Source organism: Acidimicrobiales bacterium (assembly GCA_036270875.1).
Taxonomy (GTDB): domain Bacteria; phylum Actinomycetota; class Acidimicrobiia; order Acidimicrobiales; family AC-9; genus AC-9.
Genome location: DATBBR010000004.1, coordinates 21,046 through 27,045 on the forward strand (window position 1 = coordinate 21,046; position 6,000 = coordinate 27,045).

The following is a 6,000-nucleotide window of genomic DNA, read 5'->3' on the forward strand; positions in this document are numbered from 1 at the left end:
AGGCCGCGACGCTGTCAGCGTGACGACGAGTTAGCGCAGCGGACGCCGGTGAGGATCACAGCGACCACGTGGCCATGTTGGCCAGGATGACCAGGATGACCATGCGAACGCCTCGGGTTGACGTCCGCGGACGACGGGTCACTCGCCGCGAGCACCGTGCTGCCGTTGGAGCCAATCATTGCCCCAAGTGCGTGGTCGTGGTGTCGCCCGCTCCTCCACCGGTCCCACCGCCGCTGTTCGAACCGCCACCTGTAGTAGTGGTACTAGTGCCCGTTCCCGCGCTGGAACACGCGCCAAGCCCGAGGGCGAGAACGGCGAGCAAACCTAGCGCGAGGATTGGTGGCCCCCGCTTCGGCGTTCTTCCGACACTCATCGCTGCTACTCCATTGTTACCCATCTACACAATCGCCCCGCGCCCAAGGGTTCGATCTCTCCTACGGGACCCAGCTGAAGTGCGTCGGCCTCCTTCGCCTGCAGGAGGCAGCTCCTCGGATTGACCCCTCCACGTCCGCTGGTGCGTGCAGCGTCCACGTGTCAACTCACCCGGGGCAGTGCCCCTTTCACGAAGCCCACAGTGATGTCGAGGTCCTCGACGTGTACCGATGCGGTCCTCTCGAGTCGATTCAGCGACGCTCCAACCGACTCCGCCAGAGCGTTGAGATCGACACCATCGATGACATCCAAACGGGCACGCACCTCAGGCGCCTCAGATGGCTCGAAGAGCCCGATGAGTGCTCTTTCAACGCCGGGGATGCGCTCGATATCAGCTTCCAGCCCGTGGCTGAGGCACGCCGCTCGAACGCTTATGACCCCATGGGGACTTCCGTCGCCGGTAGTTGGTGGATGTACGACGAAGTCCTCCAGCCGCGACCGGCCCTCGTTGCGTGCCAACTGGCGTCGCGCCAGCCAAAGGCCGCCGACGGTCATCATCAAGCCGACGAAGGCGACGACAGCAAATGACGCAGCGCCCCCCATCCTCCAATGGCGGGCCAAGGTCGAGGTCACCACGTGGGCCTGAGCCGAGGAGCGGCCGAAGACCCCAGTGGCTACGCTCAGGCCCAGACCTCCGCCTACCAGCAGGATCAAGGCCACGGTGGTCCCAACGACCCGATTGGCTCGATCGCTCATGGCCGCCGGTTCCCTATGCTTTTGACTTTCAGGGCCGTCTGCTCGACACCCAGGTCATGGAGCGCCGCACGGGTCCGCTGTTCGATCTCCGGTCTGGCTCCCTCTCTTGCATCTACCTTCAGCCGGACGCGCCACGGACCGCTCCGCGTCGACAGCGTCGGCCGGACCTTGTTAGCCACCGTCTTGGACTCCAGGTGGCGCCTGAGGTAGCGCTCGGTGGAGCCCCGCAGCAGCCACCAGTCACCACGTCCGGTTACCGGAGCCGGCATCCGTCGACTCCTCCAGGGGCGAAGCTCGGCCACCAGGAGTATGAGCCCGACCAGAGTCATGGCCGAGAGGATGGCCATGACCGATGCCGCTGACCACGGCGTCGCTTTGAGCCATCCCAGCCAGCGCCGGGCCGGAAGAACGACGAAGGATTCACCGGCGGCGGCCAGGATGACCTCGATCATCACAAAGACCCCGGCTACCGCTAGAGCCAGGCCTAGCAGCAGGGAGAGCAGGCGGTTGAGGGTCCTCATACGCGGGTCTTCTTTGGACGCAATGGAGTCACCGAGGGAGGTGGCAGGTGGTCGAGTTCCAGGCCTTCCACGACCACCACCACCTCGCAGCTCTGGCCCAGTCTGGCCATGACCGCGGTCACAGCAGCTCGTACTGCCTCAGCCACTGGCTCCAGCGGCAGGCGGTCGATGACGATGTGGACCCAGGCCTTGCCGTCTCGGAGCCTGAAGCCGTTGACCTTCCCTCCCGCGAAGTATGTAGCCACCTCTACCGGGCCGGTGCTTGACAACCGAGCCACACCCGCCACGGCACTGGCCGCGTCGGCCACCGATCGGGCCAGCGCCCCCGGGTCGGTTTCGGCGGCCCTCATCCGACCCTGCTTGATTGATCCTCAGAGCCTTCGATGTAGATGTCATCGACGGTGACGTTGACCTCGATGACCTCCAAGCCGGTCATCCCCTCGACTCGATCGGCCACGTTCCTGCGTACGGCCTCGGCGACATCGACAATGCTCTGTCCGTAGTAGGCCACGATGTCCAGGTCGATTGCCGCCTGCCGTTCGCCTACTTCAACTGAGACCCCTTGGGACGTGGTATCGGCATCAACCACGGGAAGCGCGCTCTTGAGCGCCCCCATGGTTCGAGCCACGGTCTTGCCCATGGCCTGAACTCCGGGGATCTCCCTGGTGGCCAGGCCCACGACCTTTGCGACCACCGAGTCCGAGATACTGGTCGTCCCTCGTTCTGTCTTGAGCTGGGCACCTGCTTGCCCAGCCCCGTTTCTGCTCCTGGGCGCTCCTGAACGAGCGCCAGCAGAGTCCTTCGCGGAGGCTTCGGTCATCAGGTTGATCCTTTCCTTCTCTTGTTCCGGCCCTACCGCCGGGTCTGGTCTCTGAATCGATCAGTAACGGTGTCCATGTCGAAGCCCAGATCACCCTCGAGGACCCTCACAACCAGGTACCCGAGTAGACCGGCGGCCACGGCCCCCAGCACCACCCAGGACGCCGCCCAAGCCAGCCATACGAACAAGAAACCGATGAGGAATCCATACTGTCGGCGTGACACAAGCTCTCTCCTTTCTTGATCAAACGGCGGGAGAAACCCGCAGGAGCTGATCAATTCTCAGCTTCCGCCCTCTCGACGATCCGTGCTATGCAGGGTTTCGGGGCGGCACCTCATGTGCGCACCCGGGCTGCCACGGCTGCATGGATGAGCACGCAAGGCGGAATCAAGCGCAGGACTCAGCGGGGCTCGCGCTCGGTGTCGATCTGCTCCTTGCGCAGCTCCTCGCTCACTGTCTGCTCTTCGGTCGCCGTGTCCTTCGACAGCCTCACTCGCTGACAGTTGACTTATACTGACTTCTGACATCCTGTGACTTGAGATACCCTTCATCTGCCGATGACCAAACATGGCGACCAGGAGGAATCTGCCGGGCAGGGTCTGCGGTCGCGTAAGCAGGCCCGGCTACGCGGAGAGCTCGAGGCGGCGGCCTTCACCCTTTTCCAGGCCAACGGTTACGAAGACACCACGGTGGAGGAGATCGCCGCCGCCGTCGAGGTATCTCCACGGACCTTCTTCCGCTACTTCGGTTCCAAGGAAGACGTTCTCTTCGGCTATGAGGAGGGCCAGATCAGCGAGCTGCGCCGGATGCTCCGCGAGTGCCCGAGCGCGGCGACGGACCTGGTGGCGCTCAAACAGGTCCTACTCAACTTCGCGAGCTATCTCGCCGAGGAGCACCAGCCCCTCCTAACCCGGGCGGCTCTCGTGGCTCAAGACGCGCGCCTAGTAGACCGCAGCCTACGAGTGCTGCGTTCCTGGGAACTGACACTGGCCGATGAGCTAGCGGTACAGGCCGGGATGGACGCCCCCGATCTCGCTACTCGGGTGCGGGCAGCCTCAACCATGAGCGCCCTAAACGTGGCAGTGAGGGTATGGCTGGCCGAGGGTGGCCAGGGCGCGCTAGTGACTGTCGCCGAGCGGGCTCTGGAAGTGGCGACGAGTCCGGAGACACCTGGGCCGCGTCGACCCCGAGGCCGTCGGCGGCTGGCGCCGTAGCGTCGATCGGAGAGGGCCGGAGCTCTCACTGCTCACCGGAGCGGCTGGGCCTCCACCGAGCCGTCCGGGCGACCGACGAGCCGAAAGGCGCGTCGCCCTGGGTGCGCCCTCGCGATCACGAGCGGGTCTTGGCCAGGTAACTCAGCGCCGTACAGGCGGGGGGCCTCCAGAGCAGGATTGTTGTGCAACGGCGGAAGAAAGCCCACGGATGGATCGGGTAGGAACAAGAGGGCGGGCGGGCGACCGATTGCATTGCTCGCTTGCGCCAGCGCGGTCGGGGTAGATGCGATGGGCTTCCGACCACCCGCGTCAAGCTGCCATCTCGATACGTGCGTGCTCCTTCGAACAGGCCGAGGAGCACAGCGCACCCAGCGACCGTCGCGAGGATCCCCTTATGGCTCCGGCGACCGGAGGCGGCCCATACGGCTTCCAGGCCCTTCGCCGTGAGCGCGGCCAACGACACCACGAGCGGCAGAAAGTAGACCGGGCCGAGCTCGTAGCGAAATGGTGCGAAGTAGCTGGCCCAGAATGCGATCCATCGAGTGCCAGCGAGCTGGCATCGAGCGGAGGCTGCGGATCGCTGACTGCGGACTCCAAACGAGCGACTGCGCTAGAGGCTCCACGTGGTCCTTCTGGCCCCAAAATGCCTGCTGGAGAGGCATGTTCTACAGTCGACCTGTCTGCCTATGGGGGGTCCTCTCTTCGCCTAGACTTGACTCTCGGAGAGGTGCGAGAGCGGCCGAATCGGACTCACTGCTAATGAGTTGACCTGGGAGACCGGGTCCGAGGGTTCAAATCCCTCCCTCTCCGCGCGGTCCAAGGTCGATCCTCTGGCGCTCCGGTCCCCGGCGCGGGGTGATCAAATATGCTGTACCGCCCCAGCGCTCGTAGCTCAACGGATAGAGCATCTGACTACGGATCAGAAGGTTGGGGGTTCGAATCCCTCCGAGCGCGCTGAGAAGTACCAGGTCAGGCGGATCGCCATTACGCCGGCTCATACGTACGCCCTCTGCTCGGACCCCGCAAAGTGCGCGGCTCAGCTCTTGAGCGGTAGCCGGTTAGGCGTGGCCGGGTGTGGTCTGAGGCACGGTGTCGAGGGCGGCCATCGCCTCTGCGTCGAGCTCGACGCCGGCGACTGCCAGGTTCTCCTCGAGGTGGGGAAGTGATGAGGTGCCGGGGATGAGCAGGACGTGGGAGGCGAGCGCGAGCAGCCAGGCCAGCGCGACCTGCGCCGGGGTGGCTCCAATCCGGTCGGCCGTCTCTCTGACCGCGACGGCGCCGAGCAACGGGTTGTCAGGGGCGAAGGCCGAACCGAGCGGGAAGAACGGGACGTAGGCCACACCGTCCTCCCCGCAGGCGTCCAAAAGCGGCTGCCCCGAGCGGTCGGTCACGCTGAACGCGTTCTGCACGCACGCAATCTCGGTCTGCGAGCGCGCTTGATGGTACTGGTCGAGGCTGACGTTGCTCAGGCCGATGCCTCCGATCAGGCCCTCGTCCCGCATCGCCACCATGGCCGCCAGCTGATCCTCGAAGGGCACGTGCGTGCCCTCGAACCGTCGCAGGTTGACCACCGGCACCTGGTCCATCTCCAGGGTGCGCAGGTTGGCCTCCACCCCGGTCCGCAGCTCGTCCGGCTTCTGGGCGGGCAACCATCCCCCCTGATCGTCCCGGAAGCCACCGACCTTGGAGACCGTGACGAGGTCCTCCGGGTAGGGGGACAGGGCTTCGCGGATCAGGTGGTTGGCCACGTCGGGACCGTAGAACTGGGCTGTGTCGATGTGGTTGACTCCCGCCTCCACTGCCCTGCGCAGAATGGCGAGGGCCTGGTCTCGGTCCCGAGGCGGCCCGAAGACGCCCGGTCCCGGCAATTGCATGGCTCCAAATCCGACCCGGCGGACCGAGCGGCCGGCAAGACGAAAGGTATCGACGCTCATGACACCATTACTACCGCCAAGCTCGACGCGTTTGGCGGCGCACCGCGATTCCCAGCGGGCCCACAGCTGACCCCCGCCTGAGCCTCAGTGGACGTCTGTTCACTGAAGCATACGTAGCCACATCAGAGGCCGGTAAGGCAGGGAAAGCGCCATGTCCGAACTGCATCCATCATCGGAAACGCCGGAGCAGGGGGGCGCGCCACTGGGCACCTTGACTGCCCCGGTGCACGCCCAGCGCACAGAGCAGCCGCCAGACGACGCGGCCGCTGGGGGCGACGATAACGGCGGCTCGGGTGTCTGGGGTCCCCCCGCGGGCTGGTATCCGGCTCCACCTCCGCCGAGGAGACGTCACTCCTACGTACTTGCCCTCACCGCCGCGGCGG

7 protein-coding genes and 2 tRNA genes are annotated in these 6,000 nt (G+C 65.4%); 3 read left to right on the plus strand and 6 right to left on the minus strand.

Translation table 11 applies throughout. The features are described 5' to 3' along the window. Nucleotides 1-534 precede the first annotated feature (534 nt). From VH112_00250 to VH112_00270, 5 genes are read right to left on the minus strand one after another with little or no spacing between them, the layout of a single operon-like run. The gene (locus VH112_00250) at nucleotides 535-1,128 is read right to left on the minus strand and encodes a hypothetical protein (GenBank protein HEX4538649.1); all 594 of its coding nucleotides are present in this window, start codon (nucleotides 1,126-1,128) and stop codon (nucleotides 535-537) included. Beyond that, on the minus strand, nucleotides 1,125-1,649 hold the full coding sequence (locus VH112_00255; GenBank protein HEX4538650.1) for a hypothetical protein: 525 nt from the start codon (nucleotides 1,647-1,649) through the stop codon (nucleotides 1,125-1,127). The genes VH112_00250 and VH112_00255 overlap by 4 nt, the downstream gene beginning before the upstream one ends. After that, nucleotides 1,646-1,999, minus strand: a complete 354-nt coding sequence (locus tag VH112_00260; protein HEX4538651.1) for a hypothetical protein — start codon at nucleotides 1,997-1,999, stop codon at nucleotides 1,646-1,648. Before VH112_00260 ends, VH112_00255 begins: the two co-directional genes overlap by 4 nt. After that, the gene (locus tag VH112_00265) at nucleotides 1,996-2,469 is read right to left on the minus strand and encodes an Asp23/Gls24 family envelope stress response protein (GenBank protein HEX4538652.1); all 474 of its coding nucleotides are present in this window, start codon (nucleotides 2,467-2,469) and stop codon (nucleotides 1,996-1,998) included. Before VH112_00265 ends, VH112_00260 begins: the two co-directional genes overlap by 4 nt. A 32-nt stretch (nucleotides 2,470-2,501) precedes the next feature. After that, entirely contained in the window at nucleotides 2,502-2,693 is a 192-nt protein-coding gene (locus VH112_00270) for a hypothetical protein (protein HEX4538653.1), read from the minus strand. A 333-nt stretch (nucleotides 2,694-3,026) separates the two neighbouring features. On the opposite strand from VH112_00270, the gene VH112_00275 reads away from it, so the two are divergent. The 3 genes from VH112_00275 (at nucleotide 3,027) to VH112_00285 (ending at nucleotide 4,637) form a co-directional block, all read left to right on the plus strand. Then, nucleotides 3,027-3,683 (plus strand): TetR family transcriptional regulator, encoded by a 657-nt coding sequence (locus tag VH112_00275; GenBank protein ID HEX4538654.1) that lies wholly within the window; start codon nucleotides 3,027-3,029, stop codon nucleotides 3,681-3,683. A gap of 721 nt (nucleotides 3,684-4,404) precedes the next feature. Further along, nucleotides 4,405-4,493, plus strand: a tRNA-Ser gene (locus VH112_00280). Nucleotides 4,494-4,564: 71 nt separating this feature from the next. Continuing rightward, nucleotides 4,565-4,637: transfer RNA gene (locus VH112_00285), tRNA-Arg, on the plus strand. A 104-nt stretch (nucleotides 4,638-4,741) separates the two neighbouring features. On the opposite strand, the gene VH112_00290 is transcribed toward VH112_00285, so the two are convergent. Next, on the minus strand, nucleotides 4,742-5,617 hold the full coding sequence (locus VH112_00290; protein ID HEX4538655.1) for an oxidoreductase: 876 nt from the start codon (nucleotides 5,615-5,617) through the stop codon (nucleotides 4,742-4,744). Nucleotides 5,618-6,000: the final 383 nt, after the last annotated feature.

What these genes read in the sequence shown, in the direction of transcription:
- VH112_00250 (HEX4538649.1), bottom strand. Translation starts at nt 1,128, where the DNA reads ATGAGCGATCGAGCCAATCGGGTCGTTGGGACCACCGTGGCCTTGATC.
- VH112_00255 (HEX4538650.1), bottom strand. Translation starts at nt 1,649, where the DNA reads ATGAGGACCCTCAACCGCCTGCTCTCCCTGCTGCTAGGCCTGGCTCTA.
- VH112_00260 (HEX4538651.1), bottom strand. Translation starts at nt 1,999, where the DNA reads ATGAGGGCCGCCGAAACCGACCCGGGGGCGCTGGCCCGATCGGTGGCC.
- VH112_00265 (HEX4538652.1), bottom strand. Translation starts at nt 2,469, where the DNA reads ATGACCGAAGCCTCCGCGAAGGACTCTGCTGGCGCTCGTTCAGGAGCG.
- VH112_00275 (HEX4538654.1), top strand. Translation starts at nt 3,027, where the DNA reads ATGACCAAACATGGCGACCAGGAGGAATCTGCCGGGCAGGGTCTGCGG.
- VH112_00290 (HEX4538655.1), bottom strand. Translation starts at nt 5,617, where the DNA reads ATGAGCGTCGATACCTTTCGTCTTGCCGGCCGCTCGGTCCGCCGGGTC.